Source organism: Micromonospora endolithica (assembly GCF_003626595.1).
Taxonomy (GTDB): domain Bacteria; phylum Actinomycetota; class Actinomycetes; order Mycobacteriales; family Micromonosporaceae; genus Micromonospora; species Micromonospora endolithica.
This window is the reverse complement of the sequence record NZ_RBAK01000005.1, coordinates 154,592-168,246: the sequence shown is the minus strand read 5'-3', so window position 1 is coordinate 168,246 and position 13,655 is coordinate 154,592. Positions and strand designations below refer to the sequence as shown.

Here is a 13,655-nt window from a genome sequence, read left to right as displayed (position 1 = left end):
CGACTACGACAGGAAGGGCCGGCCCCCGGGGGGACCGGCCCTTCCTCGTACGGGTGGGACTCAGCCGAGCGTGGCCAGCTCCTTGATCAGGACGTTGGAGAGCACCTGGCCGTCGAGCTGCACCCGGCGCAGGTACCACCGCTGCTGCGGGGTGCGCGGCTGGTTGAACTGCCACATCCCGCGCGGGCTGTCGATCTGACCGATCTTGCCCATCGTCAGGTTGAGCTGCTGCGGGGTCGGGTTGGGACCGGTCAGCCGGATCGCCTGGTCGAGCACCTGCGCCGCGTCGTACGAGGCCATCGCGTACGTGCTCGGGGAGGTCCCGTGCTTGGAGCGGTAGGTGGAGGCGAAGATCCGGTTGGCGGTGTTGTTCAGGTCCGCGGAGTAGTTGAGCACGGTCTCGATGCCGAGCGCGGTCTCCGGGTTGTTCGCGAAGCTCTCCAGCATCCGGCCCTCGGTGAGGAAGCCGGGAGCGTAGACCTTGCCGTCGAAGCCGGTGGCCCGCAACTGCCGGATGAACTCGACGGCCGCTTCCCCGGTGTAGAAGCAGAGAACCGCGGTCGGGTCGCGGTCGAGCGCGCGTTCGATGTCCGAGACGAAGACGGACTTGGACGGGTTGTTGCTGGGGTTCTCGGTCCAGACGACCGGGTCCTTGATCCGCCGGTCGTTCTCGCCGAACTCCCGCCGGAAGCCACGCAGCACGTCCTGGCTGCTGACGGTCTCCGGCATGAGGAAGGCCACCCGGGCGGACGGGCTGAGCGCCGCCTGCATGTGCCGTGCGAGGGCCCGGCCCACCTCGTCCAGCACGTAGGACGTGCGCCAGATGTAGACCACGCTCTGGAGGCTGGTGGGAGACGCGTTCGAGCCGATCAGTGGTACCCGGGCCTGCTCCACGGTGTCCCGGATGCCGAACATCACCGCCGGGTTGGCCACCCCGGTGAGGGCCAGCACGCCCTGCTTGAGCAGGCCCTCGACGGCCGCCTTGCCGGTCTTGGCGCTGTCGCCCTCGTCGGCGGTGAGCAGCTCGACGGGGTGCCCGCCGAGGCTCCTCTCGTGCAGGTCGAGGAAGAGCTGGAAGCCGTTGGTGATCTCGTCACCGATCGCGCGGAATCCGCCCGAGGCCGGTGCGACGAGGCCGATCTTGATCGGGCTCCCCTGGCTGCTCGGCTCACCCTCGGTGTCCGGGTCGGAGCCGCAGGCGGCCACCAGACCCGTCGTACCGAGCGCGGCCAGCAGCTGTAGTGCCCGCCTGCGGTTCATCTGCGACACCGAGTTCCTTCCGGATCCGTTGCAGGACGGTGGACGCCCCTCCGGCGTTCTACCTGCTCGGCGACGCTCCGTCAATGCCTAGTGATCTTTCAACAGAGACCGCAACGCCTCGGCAACCTGCGGCCAGGCCGCCGACTCAGGATCGATAAGCCCGAAATGCTCGCAAAATGGCAGCTCAAAGAGCGTGATGTCGGCTCCGGCCGCCCGTCCGGCGGCGACATGGTCGCGGCTCATGCCGACCGGAACCTGCTGGTCCCGGGAACCATGAACGACTACTACCGGTAGTTGCCCCGGCACCAGCGTCCGTGGATCGGCCGCCGCGTACCGGTCCGGCACGTCCTCCGGGCCGCCGCCGAGGAGCGCGGCCACCGCGCCCGAATCAAGATCCAGGCGGTACGCCTCGGCCAGGTTCGACACCGGCGCCAGGGCCAGCACACCGGCCACCGTCTCCGGGGCGACCGCCGCGGCGTACAACGCCAGGTGGCCGCCGGCGGAGTGCCCCACCAGGTACGGCGCACCCGGTGCCACCCGACCGGGCAGTGCCTCGGCCGCGAGCCGGGGCAGCGCCGCCACCCCGGTCAGCACGTCGGTGAGGGTGTTCGGCCAGCCGCCACCGGGCCGGCCGGTCCGGCGGTACTCCACCTGGGCCACCGGGTGTCCGAGCGCCGCCAGGGCCGCCGCCAGCGCATCCGTGTGTCGCCGGTCGTACTCCGCCCGCCAGAAACCCCCGTGCACCACCACGATCAGCGGTCGGGCCGGACCGTTGCCCACCGGGTGGCGCAGGTCGACCACCTGGTCCGGGTGGTCGCCGTAGCCGATCGTGACGTCCGGGGCCGGGGCGGGACGGCTGAGCACGGCACGCGGATCGGCGGACATGGCGCGACCGTAGCGCGAGCACGGCCCCCGGTGCGCCCCGGTAGTCGGTCCCGGGACGCATGGCGGGGCGCGCCTGGGTAAAGATGGGTGCCATGACCCAAGCGCACTCCGCTGGACAGAACGACGAGCCGGAGCAGGACGGCACCGGGCACGCCGGCACGGTGGTGGTGGTCGGCCCGGACGGCCGCCCGGTCGGCACCGTGCAGACCGACGACGCAGCCGGCGAGGACCCGACCCGCCTGGTCGAGCAGCCGGCCAAGGTGATGCGGATCGGCAGCATGATCAAACAGTTGCTGGAGGAGGTCAAGGCCGCCCCGCTGGACGACGCCAGCCGGCACCGGATGCGGGAGATCCATGAGCGCTCGATCGTGGAGCTGAAGGAGGGCCTCGCCCCCGAGCTGCGCGACGAGCTGGAGCGGATCTCGCTGCCCTTCACCGAGGACCAGGCCCCGAGCGAGGGCGAGCTGCGCATCGCGCACGCCCAACTCGTCGGCTGGCTGGAGGGCCTTTTCCACGGCATCCAGGCCGCCCTGGTGGCGCAGCAGATGGCCGCCCGGGTGCAGCTGGAGCAGATGCGCTCCGGCCGACAGGCCCTGCCCAGCGGCCCGGCCGGAATGATCCCCGGCATGCCGGGCATCGGCCAGCCCCAGGGCGGCGAGGGCCACAGCACCGGCCAGTACCTCTGACCGTCGGCGGCCGGTCGGGCGACCGGCCGGCCGCTCACCCCACCCCGAAGACCTTCTCCAGGTACGCCGCCACCCCGTCGGACGTGTTCGCCGCCGTCACCTCGTCGGCGATCTCCAGCACGGCGGGGTGCGCGTTGGCCACCGCGACTCCCCGACCGGCCCAGGTGAGCATCGGCAGGTCGTTGGGCATGTCCCCGAAGGCCAGCACGTCCGCGGCGTCGATGCCGTGCCGGGTGCAGTACCAGGCCAGACCGGCCGCCTTGGTCACCCCGGCGGCGGAGATCTCGACCAACCCGGAGTACGACGAGTGGGTCGCCTCGGCCAGCCCGGCCAGCGCCCCGGCGACCAGCGCGACGAAGGCGTCCGGGTCCTGCTCGCCGGCACGGGCCAACAGCTTCACCGCCGGGGCGGCCAGCAGTTCCTCCGGGGTGGTCACGGCCCGGATCGCGTGGTGGTCGGCGTCCCAGCGCAACGGGTACCCGGTCTCGTGCCGCATCTGGCGGCTGTCCACGATCTCCACCGCGAAGCTGATCCCGGGCACCTCCGCCCGCAGCCGCCGGGCGACCTCGGCGAGCAGCTCCGGGGCGAGCGGGTCGGCGCGCAGCACCTCGTCGTCCACCGGGTCGTAGACCACCGCCCCGTTGGCGCAGATCGCCGGCAGCGGCTCGGCCAGCTGCTCGTACACCAGCTTCAGCCAGCGGATGGGACGGCCGGTGACGAGCACGACCGGCGTGCCCCGTGCGGAGATCCGGGCGAGCACGTCGGCGGTACGTGGACTCAGCGTCCGGTCGTCCCGGAGCAGCGTGCCGTCGATGTCCGTGGCGATCAGTCCGGGTCGTTCTCCCATCAGCGCGACAGTAGCCGATCCAGGTAGACGGCCACACCGTCGTCGTCGTTGCGCAGGGTCACCTCGTCGGCTGCGGTGCGGACCGTCGGGTGAGCGTTGGACACGGCCACCCGCGACCAACCGGCCCACGCGAACATCGGCAGGTCGTTGGGCATGTCGCCGAAGACCAGCACCTCGGCGGGGTCGACGCCGAGGCTCTGCGCCACCACGCTCAGCCCGGTCGCCTTGTCCACCCCGGGCGGGCTGATCTCCAGGAAGCCGAGGCCGGCCTGGGTGACCGTGGCCACCTCCGCCGGGATGACCTGGCGGGCGACCTCCAACAGCTCGTCGACGTGGTGGTCGGCGGTCCGGGCGAACGCCTTGATCACGTCGCAGGACAGGCACTCGGCCCGGCTACGCGCCTCGAACCGGTCCTGATAGGGCCAGCTCGGGTGGTAGTCACCCCAGAGCGGGGCGTCGTGCTCGTCGGACGCCTCGACCATCACGGTCAGTGGCCCGGCGGCGGCCTCCAGGTCGGTCAGCAGGGCGGCGAGCACCTCGCCGCGAAGACGCTCGTCGCGCAGCACCACCGGCCCGGCGGGGTCACTCTGGTCGACCACCCGTCCGCCGCCGGCCATCACCAGGAAGTCGGCGGCGCGGATGTCGTTGCGGGTCAGCTCGGTGAGACGCGGGCCGCGACCGGTCGCACCGACCACCGGGATCCCGGCGGCGCGGACCCGGTCGAGCACGCCGTGGGTGTACGCCGAGACGGTGTCGTCGCTGCGGACGAGGGTCCCGTCGAGGTCGGTGGCGATCAGCTTGGGCAGTCCCGGGCGGGTCATTTGTCCTCCTTCGCCCGCCGCCGTCGCAACCAGCCGTTCCGGTGCTCGGACCCGGAGTGACGGCGGGCAGCAACCGTACCTCGCACGACCGGTGCCGACCATGGCTTCCAGGCGAATCATCCGCCAACGCGCGGCACACCCCCGGTGACTCCCCGCCACCGCCCGGGACCGGGCGCGGACGGGCAGCTCAGACGGGTGGCTCCGGCCGGGCGAAGGGCACGGCCGGTGTGACGGTCAGGTCGGCCGGGGTCGCCAGGTCGGCCTCCTCCGCGTCGTCGGAGGAGCGGCGCCGGCGGCCCGCCCCGCGCGGTTCCCCCACCGGCTCGTCCGACGGTCTCGGCCAGAGCGCGGCGGCCAGCAGCGCGCAGGCGACGAAGGCGGTCACCAGGCCCCGCCCGTACTCGATCGCGAACCCCTCCTGCTCGCCGTAGTAGAGGGCCCGCCGGTCGGTGTCACCGAGGTGCGCGGCGGCGGCCGCGAGCAGGACCAGGAGCGCCACCGCCAGGGCGAGACCGACGACCCGGGCGTTCGGACGGACCGGCGGGGTGCCGCGCAGCGCCAGCATCACCGTGCAACCCAGGATCAGGAGCCCCACCAGGTACGCGGTGCCGAAGCCACCCAATTCGGAGACTCCCTCGGGGACCCGGATCAGGTCCCCGTTCGGACCGGAGCTCGGCAGGGTCAGCACCAACCACTCACCGACCAGGGAGGCCGCCCCCGCCACCGCACCGAGCGCGACGAGCACCGCCGGCAGCCGGCGGTCCCGGACGAACCCGAAGCCGAGCCGGCCCGGCCAGCCCCGGGGCTCCCGCTCGGTGCCGCCCCACTCCACGACGCTGGTGCCGTCGGACCGGTCGTCCTGACGGGGGATGGAGATCTCGTGGGACATCCTGCGTCCTTCCGCACCGGCGACTCACGTCGAATCATGACACAGCCGGCAATCGGCGAGCGGCACCGTGAAGTCCGACCGGTTCCGGGTGGTGCGTCGCGCGGCCGGTCGCCCGCCGGTCCCCTTTGGGCTAGCGTCGGGAGCATGCCTATCCGTACCGCTTCCGCACGTTGGCAGGGCAACCTCACCGAGGGGTCCGGCACAGTCCGCACCGGCAAGGGGGGACTGGAGGGGAACTACTCCTTCAAGTCCCGCTTCGAGGAGGGCGAGGGCACCAACCCCGAGGAACTGATCGGCGCCGCGCACGCCGGCTGCTTCTCGATGGCCTTCTCCAAAGCCCTCGCCGACGCCGGTTCGACCCCCACCTCGGTGGAGACGACCGCCAAGGTCCACCTGGACAAGACCGACGCCGGCATGACCGTGACCCGCATCGAGCTGGACACCGTCGGCACGGTGCCCGGCATCGACGAGGCGGAGTTCGCCAAGCTCGCCGAGGCCGCCAAGCAGAACTGCCCGATCTCCCGCCTGCTCTCGCCCGGCGCCGAGATCACCCTGAACGCCCGCCTGGCCTCCTGACACCCACCGCCGCACCCGCGCACTTTCGCGGAACGAAGGCTCGTTCCCCACCGGACGGCCACTCCTTCCGCGAAAGTGCGCGGCCCGCACGGCGGGACGCACGGCGGCGGGCGGGGACAATGGGGTCGTGGCTGTGGAGATGAGCCGGGAGCGGTTCGAGGAACTCGTGGGCGAGGCGCTCGACGAGGTGCCGGAGGAACTGCTCGCGCTGATGAGCAACGTGGTGATCCTCGTCGAGGACGACCCACCACCGGGAGAGGACCTGCTCGGCCTCTACGAGGGGCACGCCCTCACCGACCGGGGCTGGGACTACGCCGGTGTCCTGCCGGACCGCATCCTCATCTACCGCAATCCCATCCTGCGCATCTGCGACACCGATGAGGACGTCGTCGACGAGGTCGCGGTGACGGTCGTGCACGAGATCGCCCACCACTTCGGCATCGACGACGATCGTCTGCACGAGCTGGGCTGGGGCTGAGAGCCGGCGCGGCGTCCGCCCGTTCGGTGGCAGTGGGTTGCGCTGCTGGCCTACCGTCGCCGGAGAGGCACCGCCCGACTTCAGGAGGCACTTCCATGCGCAGCGAACTCTTCTCCGCCGAAAACCTGGAGAAGGAGTCGGCGCAGCCCGGCATGCGGCTGCAGAACTCCAAGATGCTGAAGATCGAACTCAACGGCGAGGCGATGGCCCGGGTCGGCTCGATGGTGGCCTACCAGGGGCAGGTGCAGTTCCAGGCGCTCGGCTCCGGGGGGCTGGGCAAGTTCCTCAAGCAGAAGCTCACCGGCGAGGGCGTGCCGCTGATGAAGGTCTCCGGCCGGGGTGACGTCTTCCTCGCCGACCTCGCCAAGGACGTGCACATCATCGACCTGGAGCCGGGGGACGCGCTGTCGATCAACGGCTCCAGCGTGTTGGCCTTCGACTCCACCCTCCAGTACGACATCCAGATGGTCGGCGGCGCCGGGATGGCCTCGTCGTCCGGCCTGTTCAACTGCGTGTTCAGGGGGCACGGTCGGATCGCGATCACCACCAAGGGCACCCCGGTGGTGCTCAACGTCGACGCGCCCACCTACGTCGACCCGCAGGCGGCGGTCTGCTGGTCGGCCAACCTCCAGACCGGCTACCACCGGGCGGAGCAGCTCGGCCTCGGCACCCTGCTCGGCCGGCGCACCGGTGAGTCGTTCACGATGAGCTTCGCCGGCCAGGGCTTCGTGGTCGTCCAGCCCTCCGAGGAACCCCCGATCGCGGGCAGCGGCCAGCAGGAGCAGCAGGGCCTCCTCGGCGGCCTGCTCAGCTGACCCACGGCCCTCCCGCGTCCCACCCCTCGGTGGGACGCGGGAGGGTCAGGTGGGGTCGCCGGTGCGGAGGCGGGCCAGCCAGGCGGCGGCGTCGAGGTAGTCGGCGTCGGAGAGCCCGGCCGGGGCGGGGACCGGCCGTTCGCCGACCGTCGGCGTCCAGCGGTGCCGGGGATACGACCCGAGGAAGCGCACGTCGGCGCAGACCCGCCGCAGGCCCTGCAACGCCTCGCCGAGGCGTACGTCGGCGACGTGGCCGGTGCAGTCGAGGAAGAAGACGTAACGGCCGAGCGCCTCCCCGGTGGGGCGGGACTCGATGCGGGTCAGGTTGACCCCCCGGACGGCCAGTTCCATCAGCACCGAGAGCAGCGCGCCCACCCGGTCGTGGGCGATGTAGACCGCGAGCGAGGTGACGTCGTCGCCGGTCGGCGGCGGGGGCGGTCCGGGGCGGGACACCAGCACGAACCGGGTCACCGCGTCCGGGTGGTCGGCGATCTTGTCGGCGATCACCTCCAGCCGGTGCCGGGTCGCCCCGATCGGGGCGCAGATCGCCGCGTCGTACTCCCCGGTGGCGGCACCGGCGGCGGCCGCGCCGTTGGAGAGCACGTCGACCACCACCGCGTCCGGCAGGTGCGCGCGCAACCAGTTGCGGCACTGGGTGGACGCCTGCGGGTGGGCGGCGACCGAGCGGATCGACTCGGGCTTCGTGTCGGACCGGGTGGCGAGCACGAACTCCACCGGCAGGATCACCTCGCGGGTGATCACCAGTGGTTCACCCTCGGCCAGCTCGTCCAGGGTCACCCCGACCGCCCCGCCGATCGAGTTCTCCAACGGCACCAGAGCGGCGTCGGCGTCCCCGGCCCGTACGCTCTCCAGCGCCTCGCCGACGCTGCGGGCCGGCGTGCGGCTACCCCGTTCGGCGGCCGGCACGCGGTACAGCGCCTGCTCGGCGAAGGTGCCCTCGGGTCCGAGGTACACGAAGCGGGTCGGCGGTGTTCCGGGCATGCCGACAGCCTACGCACCAGGTCCGGGAACGGGGCCGCCGTCGCAGGCCAGCGTCTGGATGGCGGGTGGACCGGTGACCCGTACCTCGGCGGTGCAGACATCGGTGCCGGCGGTGACCAGGCGGGGCGACCGCGGCGGGCCCTGGGTGACCACGTGCAGTTGCTCGTAACCGGTCACGTCGAGCACCGTGTAGTGCCAGTCCCCGGCGCACAGCGGGCCGGTCCGCAACCGGACCGTCGCGTTCCGGGGGAGCAGTCCGGTCCGGCCGCGTACCAGGTCGGCCACCCGCGACCCGGAGGGGCCGGCGGTGCAGGCCACGGCCGTGAGCCCGGGGGACGGGGTCGGCACGGGGACACCCGCGCCGGGCGGCGCGGTGGGCGCCGGCGGGGTGGTGGGTAAGCCGGTGGACCCGGGTGTGGCGCTGCTGGTCGCCTGCGGGGTCGTCGACGCCGTCGGCTGCCGAAGCTCGGGCGGGGCGCCGCAGCCGGCGACGACGGTCAGGGCGAGCACCGCGGCGGTGGCGGTCCGGGCCGGCCGGGCCGGCGGTTGCGGGCGCCGGCGCGGGATGGCCCGGTGGGGCGGGATGGGCGGCACGGGCCGGTCCTCGGGGAGACATCGGGGAACGTCGTTCGGCCGGGGTGGCCGAGCCCATCGTAGGAGGATCGGGCGGCGTGGTGAAGCTCAGGCGAGTACGCGGTGCCCGGCGCGCTCCAGGGCGGTGACCGCCTCACCCAGCCGCACCGCGGGGACCAGCAGGTAGTCCGTGTCGTACGTGGAGAAGGCGACCACGCTGACCCGGGCCGCCGCCATCGGGTCCACCAGCGCGGCCAGCGTCCCGGACACGGCGAGGTCGAGCGGCCCGGCCACCCGCAGGCACCGCCAGGCGGTCTCCACGGCCGCCTGCTCGGGCGCCCGGTCGGCCGGGCAGATCACCGAGATCCCGTCGGCGGTCCAGCTGACCGTCACCACGTCGCCCTCGCGCAACCCGCCGGTGAGGGTGGGCGGCAGGGCGGAGTCGCCGGTCAGGCGGCACACGGCGTACTCCCCCGGCAGGAGAACGATATCGAGCATGAGGGCACCTTAAGGCCTCGGTGAGCACCCGCCCCAGCTTCGCCGCGTGCGTCGAACACCACATCCGACGAGCAGGTCAGACCTCGGAGAAGAACGTGAGGGAACCGGCGACCGTCCCGTCGGTGAGCACCGGCGTGGAGATCGCGTCGACGGTCGCGTCGTGGTCGTCGGAGGAAGCGCCCTGCACGCGCAGCAGTCCCCGGGCGAGGTGCCCGGAGGAGAGGGCCAGCAGCGGCGGGATCTTGTCGATCTCGGCCTCGGTCAGCTCCCGGGGGTTGGCGGTGAAGTCGACCAGCCGCAGCCCTCCGTCCAGCAGGGGGAACCCGATGACGTCCTCCGGGGCGCCCAGGCAGAGCAACTCGCAGCCGGACGCGGAGACCGCCACCACCTTGGTCTCGGCGTCGATGAGCAGGCACGGCTCGTCGGCGTGGGAGACGGTCGTCGACCACTGCCGGAAATTGTCGGACTCCAGCTCGGCCGATGTCCCTGCCGCAGGCACGAACACTTCCGAGAGCGAGAGTTCGACGTGGGCCACCGCGCCTCCTATGTACACCGACGGTCTGTCCACGCTAGCCGGTCACGACCGCGCGCCGCGACCGCGCCGGACCCGCCGGCCCGCCGGTGCGTCGGATGCCTGGACCGGGCGGCCGGCGACGCGCATCCGGCGGGTGTCGACGAAACCGGGCCGCCTGGCGTCGCGGCTGACGTTACCGTCGGCCGACGGGCTTGTCAGTGGCCGTTCGGCCCTCCTCGTACCACCGGTAGTCGGCGGCCGGGCGGTAGGTGCCGTTCATCCAGGTCGACGGGTGCTGCGCGACCCGGGAGAGCTTCTCGGCGGTGGCCGGGCTGATCCGGCTTCCACCGGCGACGAGCAGGCGGTCCAGCTCGCGGTGGGTCGCCATCAGACAGTCCTTCGGCAGGCCGTAGACGCTGATCACGCCGGAACCGACGAACGTCAGCACCGGGGAGACCGGAATCGGCAGTCCGACGGCCTGGGAGAGCGCCTTGCTGGCCCGCTTGGCGTCCCGGCGGGCCTCCGCCACGTAGGGCGGGCGCTTGCCGTTGATCTGCACCACGTCGCCGGCGACCAGCACCCGGGCCCGGCCGTGGTCGGCGATGGTGACCGCGAACAGCCCACTCGGACCGATGGCGAGGAAACCGGCGCGGTCGTCCTGGTCGTGCTCCAGCAGCAGGTCGCTGGCGTCGGTGCGGGGCCACTCGATGACGTGCCAGGCGGGACCGAGATGGTCGAGTTGACCGAGCGCGCGCGCTCCGGCCGCCTCCAGGCGACGGGCGCCCCGCTCGGCCCGCCGCCGCCGTGCCCACTCCAAAGGAGATGGACGGGGAGAGGTGAGCACCCCGGCACCCTCCGCTCGGGGGTGCGGCGTCCCCGCGGGCGGCAGTGCCCGAGCGGACGGTACGGCTCGACGAGCGGGAAAGACAGTCATCGCGACCTCCGGCAAAAGGTCCCTCGAAGTTATCTTCTCACTACCCTACGTTGCTACTCCCCCGGGTCGGCAAGTCGAACCGGCGGAGTGAGTGCGGATGAATGCCATATTCATCCACAGTTGTTTTACCGGATACCGCCAAACCCTGCCTAGGCTGCGAGACGTGACCCACTACGTGGACAGCGAAGTCGCCCGGCTGGGCACGGTGCTGCTGCACCGTCCCGGCCCGGAACTCGCCCGGCTGACCCCGCGGAACAACGACTCGCTCCTCTTCGATGCCATCCCCTGGGTGGGCCGGGCACAGGAGGAGCACGACGCCTTCGCCGCCGCGCTGCGCGAGCGCGGCGTCGAGGTCCTCTACCTTGCCACCCTCCTGGCCGAGACGCTCGCCGTCGCGGACGCGCGGGTGGAACTCACCGAGGAGGTGCTCCGCTCCCGCCGCCTGGGCGACTCGCTGCGCGCCCGGGTCGCCGCCCATCTGGCCTATCTGGACCCGGTCGCGCTCGCCGACGTACTGATCGCCGGGCTAGCCCACGAGGAGTTGCGGGTCAGCCGGGACCGGCCCGGCGGCCTGGTCTACACGCTGATGGACCGGCACGACTTCGTCATCGACCCGCTGCCGAACCTGCTGTTCACCCGGGACTCCTCGGTCTGGATCGGCGACCGCGTCGGCGTGACCAGCCTCGCCATGCCGGCCCGGCGGCGGGAGACCACGCTGACCGACGCCATCTACCGGCACCACCCCCGCTTCGCCGGCACCCAGTTCGTCTACCACCCGGAGCTGGAGCACCTGGAGGGGGGTGACGTGCTGCTGCTCGCCCCCGGGGTGCTGGCCGTCGGTGTCGGCGAGCGCACCACCCCGGCCGGCGCGGAGCGCCTCGCCCGGCAGGTCTTCGCCGCCGGCCTGGCGCACACCATCCTGGTCGTGCCGATCGCCCAGGAGCGGGCGACCATGCACCTGGACACCGTCTGCACGATGGTCGACGTCGACGCCGTCCTGATGTACCCCAACATCGCCGACACGTTGCTGGCGTACACCGTCATCGCCGGCGCGGACGGCGAGGATCCGCGGGTGGACGGCCCGGCGCCGTTCCTGCGGGCCGCCGCGGACGCGATGGACCTGGACCAGCTCCGGGTGATCGACACCGGCCTCGATCCGGTCACGGCCGAACGCGAGCAGTGGGACGACGGCAACAACACCCTCGCCCTGGCGCCCCGGCTGTGCGTGGGCTACGAACGCAACACCGAGACCAACGCGCAGCTCGAACGCGCCGGGATCGAGGTCATCCCGATCGCCGGCTCGGAGCTGGGGTCGGGCCGCGGCGGCCCGCGCTGCATGTCCTGCCCCCTCGTCCGCGACCCCCTCCGGGGGTAAGGAAGGGCACCTTCTTAACGCCTGCGGTAGAGGAAGGTGCCCTTCTTAACAACTCAGCGGGTCGCCGGGCCGAGCGGTCAGCGGAGGGTCAGCTGGCGGCCGAGGAGGCCGTGGCGGGCCCGGCGGCCGGCGCCGTCCAGCGGGGTCGGGTCGGCCAGTGCCTCGGCGTACCGCTTGGCGAAGTCGGCGACCGGCTGTTCCCAGTCGGCGGCCGGGACGTCCTCGGGCAGGTCCCAGACCGGCACCAGGCGACCGTGGGCCCGGAACATGCCGGCGAACCTGGTGCCCTCGCCGAGGGTGAGGGTGCCGGCGACGCTGAGCCGGGCGAGCGCGTCCAGGGCGGAGTCCTCGTCGTCCGGGAGCACCCAGCGCACGTGGGCCTTCTCCGGCACCTGGCACCAGTACGCGGCACGCGCGGCGGCCAGCCGGACGGTCGGGTAGATCGCCGCGTTCGCCCGCTCCAGCGACGCCTGGACGGTCGGGTCGTCGGTGGCGCCGGGGTCGAGCCAGAACTCGAAGCCGTCGTGCATCGTGACGTCCAGCGGCCCGTCCACCAGGACGTCGGGCAGGCGGGGACCGGGGCCGGGCAGGGGCGGTACGGCGACCGGGTCACCGGGCTCGGTGCGCAGGGCACACAACAGTGCTTCGGCCAGGTCCCGGGAGACGTCACCGGACTGCTGGTGGCGTTGCAACCCGATGAAGACCCGCCCGTCCGGCTTGGTCATCGCCGGGGCGGCCATCGGCAGCACGGTGGCCAGCACGACCTCCCGCTCGCCGAACTCCGCCACCAGCGCGGGGGCGAGCGTCAGTGGAGCCGACGCGGCCGGTACCAGCTCGCGCAGGGCGATCCACTGCGGCTCGTCGGTCAGGCCCTCGAAGGGCCGGGGTACGAAGACGTCACGCACCTTCTCCCGTTTTCCGGTGGTGTCCGCGGCCCGCTGGCTCTTTCGACGCTTGCTCACGGCGAGACAGCCTAGAGCCCGGGGCCCGGTGCGGTGGGGAGGACCCACCACCGACGGCCGTTCACCCGGCGACCACCAGGTCCGGACGGGTGGTCGGCACGGGGTCGAACTCGGCCCAGACGCTCTGCCCCAGACCGTCGCGCTCGACGCCCCAGCGGCTGGCCAGCCCGGAGACGATGTGCAGGCCGCGTCCGTCGGCCGCGTCCCGATCGGCGGGGCGGATCCGGGGGCCCACGCCGGCGCCCCCGTCGGTCACCCGGAGCAGGATGCGCTGGCCGTCGTGGGCCGTTCGCAGCCGCCAGGACACCCGGATGACGCCGCCGGGCAGCGGATCGGCGTGCCGGACGGCGTTGCCGACCAGTTCGGCCAGGACCGCGACCAGGTCCGCCAGCAGCGCTGGGGTCACGATCGGGGCCAGTTCGGCGGCGAGCCGGTGCCGGGCCAGCCGGGCTCCCGTGCCGTGGTGGGGAACCACCACGCACCACGCTCGTTCGGCAGCTCGCGTCGACACCTTCGTCCCTTCACGCCCCCGTGCCCACC

Annotated in this window: 17 protein-coding genes; 5 read left to right on the top strand and 12 right to left on the bottom strand. The window is 72.7% G+C overall.

Going from position 1 to position 13,655, the window contains the following annotated elements; genetic code table 11:
* Window positions 1–60: 60 nt before the first annotated feature.
* Window positions 61–1,269, bottom strand: coding sequence for an ABC transporter substrate-binding protein (locus tag D7223_RS15240; RefSeq protein ID WP_120729056.1), 1,209 nt, complete (start codon window positions 1,267–1,269; stop codon window positions 61–63).
* Window positions 1,270–1,347: 78 nt separating this feature from the next.
* On the bottom strand, window positions 1,348–2,145 hold the full coding sequence (locus D7223_RS15235; protein WP_120729055.1) for an alpha/beta hydrolase family protein: 798 nt from the start codon (window positions 2,143–2,145) through the stop codon (window positions 1,348–1,350).
* Window positions 2,146–2,228: 83 nt separating this feature from the next.
* Here D7223_RS15235 and D7223_RS15230 point away from each other — a divergent pair, with 83 nt between their 5' ends.
* The gene (locus D7223_RS15230) at window positions 2,229–2,831 is read left to right on the top strand and encodes a bacterial proteasome activator family protein (RefSeq protein WP_120729054.1); all 603 of its coding nucleotides are present in this window, start codon (window positions 2,229–2,231) and stop codon (window positions 2,829–2,831) included.
* A gap of 34 nt (window positions 2,832–2,865) precedes the next feature.
* Here the strand turns inward: D7223_RS15230 and D7223_RS15225 are convergent, their stop codons facing one another.
* From D7223_RS15225 to D7223_RS15215, 3 genes are all read right to left on the bottom strand, one after another.
* Window positions 2,866–3,678, bottom strand: coding sequence for an HAD family hydrolase (locus tag D7223_RS15225; RefSeq protein WP_120729053.1), 813 nt, complete (start codon window positions 3,676–3,678; stop codon window positions 2,866–2,868).
* A complete protein-coding gene (locus D7223_RS15220) occupies window positions 3,678–4,499 on the bottom strand; it encodes an HAD family hydrolase (RefSeq protein WP_120729052.1) in 822 nt (273 codons plus the stop codon). The genes D7223_RS15225 and D7223_RS15220 overlap by 1 nt, the downstream gene beginning before the upstream one ends.
* A 187-nt stretch (window positions 4,500–4,686) precedes the next feature.
* Window positions 4,687–5,388: a hypothetical protein gene (locus D7223_RS15215; RefSeq protein WP_120729051.1), complete on the bottom strand. Its 702-nt coding sequence runs from the start codon at window positions 5,386–5,388 to the stop codon at window positions 4,687–4,689.
* 144 nt (window positions 5,389–5,532) lie between these two features.
* On the opposite strand from D7223_RS15215, the gene D7223_RS15210 reads away from it, so the two are divergent.
* The 3 genes from D7223_RS15210 to D7223_RS15200 all read left to right on the top strand — a co-directional run bounded on the left by D7223_RS15210 (window position 5,533) and on the right by D7223_RS15200 (window position 7,257).
* Entirely contained in the window at window positions 5,533–5,964 is a 432-nt protein-coding gene (locus D7223_RS15210; RefSeq protein ID WP_120729050.1) for an OsmC family protein, read from the top strand.
* Window positions 5,965–6,097: 133 nt separating this feature from the next.
* Complete coding sequence (locus D7223_RS15205) at window positions 6,098–6,442, top strand: metallopeptidase family protein (RefSeq protein WP_186832434.1); 345 nt, start codon at window positions 6,098–6,100, stop codon at window positions 6,440–6,442.
* Between the two features lie 95 nt (window positions 6,443–6,537).
* Window positions 6,538–7,257 (top strand): AIM24 family protein, encoded by a 720-nt coding sequence (locus D7223_RS15200; protein WP_120729049.1) that lies wholly within the window; start codon window positions 6,538–6,540, stop codon window positions 7,255–7,257.
* Window positions 7,258–7,302: 45 nt separating this feature from the next.
* Here the strand turns inward: D7223_RS15200 and pheA are convergent, their stop codons facing one another.
* From pheA to D7223_RS15175, 5 genes are all read right to left on the bottom strand, one after another.
* On the bottom strand, window positions 7,303–8,259 hold the full coding sequence (pheA, locus tag D7223_RS15195) for a prephenate dehydratase (protein ID WP_120729048.1): 957 nt from the start codon (window positions 8,257–8,259) through the stop codon (window positions 7,303–7,305).
* A 9-nt stretch (window positions 8,260–8,268) separates the two neighbouring features.
* Window positions 8,269–8,826, bottom strand: coding sequence for a hypothetical protein (locus D7223_RS15190; protein ID WP_120729270.1), 558 nt, complete (start codon window positions 8,824–8,826; stop codon window positions 8,269–8,271).
* Between the two features lie 114 nt (window positions 8,827–8,940).
* The gene (locus D7223_RS15185) at window positions 8,941–9,330 is read right to left on the bottom strand and encodes an ACT domain-containing protein (RefSeq protein WP_120729047.1); all 390 of its coding nucleotides are present in this window, start codon (window positions 9,328–9,330) and stop codon (window positions 8,941–8,943) included.
* A 76-nt stretch (window positions 9,331–9,406) separates the two neighbouring features.
* The gene (locus D7223_RS15180; protein ID WP_120729046.1) at window positions 9,407–9,865 is read right to left on the bottom strand and encodes a hypothetical protein; all 459 of its coding nucleotides are present in this window, start codon (window positions 9,863–9,865) and stop codon (window positions 9,407–9,409) included.
* A 172-nt stretch (window positions 9,866–10,037) separates the two neighbouring features.
* A complete protein-coding gene (locus tag D7223_RS15175) occupies window positions 10,038–10,778 on the bottom strand; it encodes a hypothetical protein (protein ID WP_120729045.1) in 741 nt (246 codons plus the stop codon).
* A gap of 163 nt (window positions 10,779–10,941) precedes the next feature.
* Between D7223_RS15175 and D7223_RS15170 the strand changes: the two genes are divergently transcribed.
* Complete coding sequence (locus tag D7223_RS15170; RefSeq protein WP_120729044.1) at window positions 10,942–12,153, top strand: arginine deiminase; 1,212 nt, start codon at window positions 10,942–10,944, stop codon at window positions 12,151–12,153.
* Window positions 12,154–12,230: 77 nt separating this feature from the next.
* Here the strand turns inward: D7223_RS15170 and D7223_RS15165 are convergent, their stop codons facing one another.
* Both D7223_RS15165 and D7223_RS15160 read right to left on the bottom strand, forming a co-directional pair.
* Window positions 12,231–13,115, bottom strand: coding sequence for a DUF5926 family protein (locus D7223_RS15165; protein WP_120729043.1), 885 nt, complete (start codon window positions 13,113–13,115; stop codon window positions 12,231–12,233).
* 61 nt (window positions 13,116–13,176) lie between these two features.
* Window positions 13,177–13,593: an ATP-binding protein gene (locus tag D7223_RS15160; RefSeq protein ID WP_186832306.1), complete on the bottom strand. Its 417-nt coding sequence runs from the start codon at window positions 13,591–13,593 to the stop codon at window positions 13,177–13,179.
* Window positions 13,594–13,655: the final 62 nt, after the last annotated feature.

Excerpts from the sequence above, each read along its gene's own strand:
- D7223_RS15235 (WP_120729055.1), bottom strand. The coding sequence starts at position 2,145 with ATGTCCGCCGATCCGCGTGCCGTGCTCAGCCGTCCCGCCCCGGCCCCG.
- D7223_RS15230 (WP_120729054.1), top strand. The coding sequence starts at position 2,229 with ATGGGTGCCATGACCCAAGCGCACTCCGCTGGACAGAACGACGAGCCG.
- D7223_RS15225 (WP_120729053.1), bottom strand. The coding sequence starts at position 3,678 with ATGGGAGAACGACCCGGACTGATCGCCACGGACATCGACGGCACGCTG.
- D7223_RS15220 (WP_120729052.1), bottom strand. The coding sequence starts at position 4,499 with ATGACCCGCCCGGGACTGCCCAAGCTGATCGCCACCGACCTCGACGGG.
- D7223_RS15215 (WP_120729051.1), bottom strand. The coding sequence starts at position 5,388 with ATGTCCCACGAGATCTCCATCCCCCGTCAGGACGACCGGTCCGACGGC.
- D7223_RS15210 (WP_120729050.1), top strand. The coding sequence starts at position 5,533 with ATGCCTATCCGTACCGCTTCCGCACGTTGGCAGGGCAACCTCACCGAG.
- D7223_RS15200 (WP_120729049.1), top strand. The coding sequence starts at position 6,538 with ATGCGCAGCGAACTCTTCTCCGCCGAAAACCTGGAGAAGGAGTCGGCG.
- pheA (WP_120729048.1), bottom strand. The coding sequence starts at position 8,259 with ATGCCCGGAACACCGCCGACCCGCTTCGTGTACCTCGGACCCGAGGGC.
- D7223_RS15185 (WP_120729047.1), bottom strand. The coding sequence starts at position 9,330 with ATGCTCGATATCGTTCTCCTGCCGGGGGAGTACGCCGTGTGCCGCCTG.
- D7223_RS15175 (WP_120729045.1), bottom strand. The coding sequence starts at position 10,778 with ATGACTGTCTTTCCCGCTCGTCGAGCCGTACCGTCCGCTCGGGCACTG.